Below are 2,019 nucleotides of genomic sequence, written 5' to 3'. Positions count from 1 at the left end.
GGGGAGCGGAGGGATGCCTTCCCTTCCTGACATCCCTGAACAGCAAGCGGACGAACGAGCAGGACAGCGACCTGGCGGGAGCGCAGCGGGGTTCAACCAGCGCAGGCAGGTCGCTGCTGTCTGAGTCAGAATGGGACGGCGCTCCAGAGGGTTGTCCTCCTTGCGGCCAGGTCAGGTCAGGCACAGCGCCATGGGCGTCGCCTGTTCCTGCCCTCGGTGGGAGTGTGCTCTTGGGATCAGGGGGAAGTACCGGCGGCAGCGCTTCGCTTTCCCGAGGCCGCAGCACGTTCACACTGCTCGCAAGCAGACCCGCGCGACCCAGGAGCCACTCGGGAACGAGAGGGGAACACCCTGGGAAGGGAACGGGAACGCAGGGGGAAGGGGTTCCATCCCCGAGCAGGGAAGCGCAGCGGTGGAGCAAATGGCCTGGCTGCCTTGCTGCACCATCGCGCCTTTCTCAGGCGATCGCTCTTGCTCCCGCTCCTGCCGTTTGCTTCGAGCATTGCTGCGTGGAATGCTCGAACAGTCTTCCAGGCCGTTGGAGGGCCAGCGTGGCTGGCATCAGAGCCGCATGGAAACGGTCACTGCTGACCGCTTGGTTGGGAGCATCGAAACGGCTTGACGGACGCTGCTCCTGATGCTCCGCTAGAAAGAGGGCTGTCAGAAGGCCGTTCTCGCCCGAAGTAGGATTAAAACCGGGCTTCCCTAACCTGCAGGACATGGGCTACGAGGTCAGCATGCCTGTGGCGCCCGCTCCCTGAGATTAAAACCCGACAGCCAATGCTGGTATCCAATCGGAAGGAAGCACCTTCCAGGAGGGGACAGGGCTGCCCAGAGACGCAACGCAGTGTTCACCTGTCAAACAGGGAAACATCCTCTGTCTGTCTTGATCCTGTTTTCGCTCCGTCATGGAACCGTTCTTCTTAGCTTAGCAAACAGCAACCGTGCCAGGTGTTCTCCCGCGCTTATCCCTGATCAGGAGCGAGCCGCTGTTGTCCCCAGCAGGGAGCAGTCGGCAGGGAGACGGAGTGCAGCGAGCGCCAGAAGGGATGGCTACAGCAGTCGCTGGAACAGCAGATGCGCGTTCCTCAGCTGGCGCGAGCCGGGGGGCACCAGCGTTCGTGGAGCGCTCGGTGCGTAGCAAGCTCTGAGGGGTGAACAAGTTGTGGATCGCCCTCCACCTGGAGGCGAAGGTCTTGATCGGCAGGAATTCAGGCAGGAACGTCAAAGGAGTCAACGGCCCCTGGTTTGAGCCAGAGGCTTGCCCGCAGCCTCGTCGGCCCGGGCTTCGGGGCTGGTTGACAGCAGCCCACTGCTCCGAGCACATTCGTCTCATTCAGATCAATCCCCACGATCCGGCTCGCTCCTGCTGCCTCCTTCGGGGTTGGGAGGGGCTGCGAGTCCGGCGCCTCTAGCGTGAGGGTCAGTCGCTCAAGCAGCCGCCCACCGCGTTCCACGGCAGTGAGGCTGTCCACCGTCTTCGCCTGTGCCAGCCGCGGCTGAAAGGCCTCTGGCGCCCAGTAGGGCAGGCATTTGCGCCCGGCTACGGTCCAGAGCAAGAGGGGACCATCTGGTCGCAGGCTGGCATCGCGTTCCCGCAGGCCGATGAGAAACAGGGCCCGTCTGCGCCGGAACAGGAACGGGCGTCGCGGCAGACGGCGGTGGCAGCACGCGCACTGGGAGGAAGCAGCCACCAGCCGGATCGCCGCGCAGGTCATCTGCGTGTTGAGCTGGCCCGTGACCTCCTGGTAGCAGGCCCGGTGCAGCCTCACAGCAGCGAGGAGCTTCTCCCCCATTGAAGCAGGAACTGTCCTACCACTGGATCAGTGAGGCCTCCCTGCTCGAACTCCAAACGCGGTTGACAAACCGCGGCTCCTCGCAGCCTCGCCAGGGGTGTGTCAGCCGGTTCAACCGCTGCGGCCTGCAGAATCTCAGCCAGAGGGCACCCCCCCTTAAGGCTATGCCCACACCTTCCAGAGACAGGACCCCCACTCGCTCATACCGCAGCAACGACCAATG

General features: G+C 63.8%; 1 protein-coding gene. It reads right to left on the bottom strand.

Annotated elements, in window-relative coordinates; genetic code table 11:
- Nucleotides 1-1,211: 1,211 nt before the first annotated feature.
- Nucleotides 1,212-1,772, bottom strand: a complete 561-nt coding sequence (locus tag KTAU_RS15055; RefSeq protein ID WP_151729141.1) for a hypothetical protein — start codon at nucleotides 1,770-1,772, stop codon at nucleotides 1,212-1,214.
- Nucleotides 1,773-2,019 lie beyond the last annotated feature (247 nt).

Origin of the sequence: Thermogemmatispora aurantia (assembly GCF_008974285.1) — a bacterium.
Classification (GTDB): Bacteria; Chloroflexota; Ktedonobacteria; order Ktedonobacterales; family Ktedonobacteraceae; genus Thermogemmatispora; species Thermogemmatispora aurantia.
This window is presented reverse-complemented; position numbering and strand designations above follow the sequence as displayed.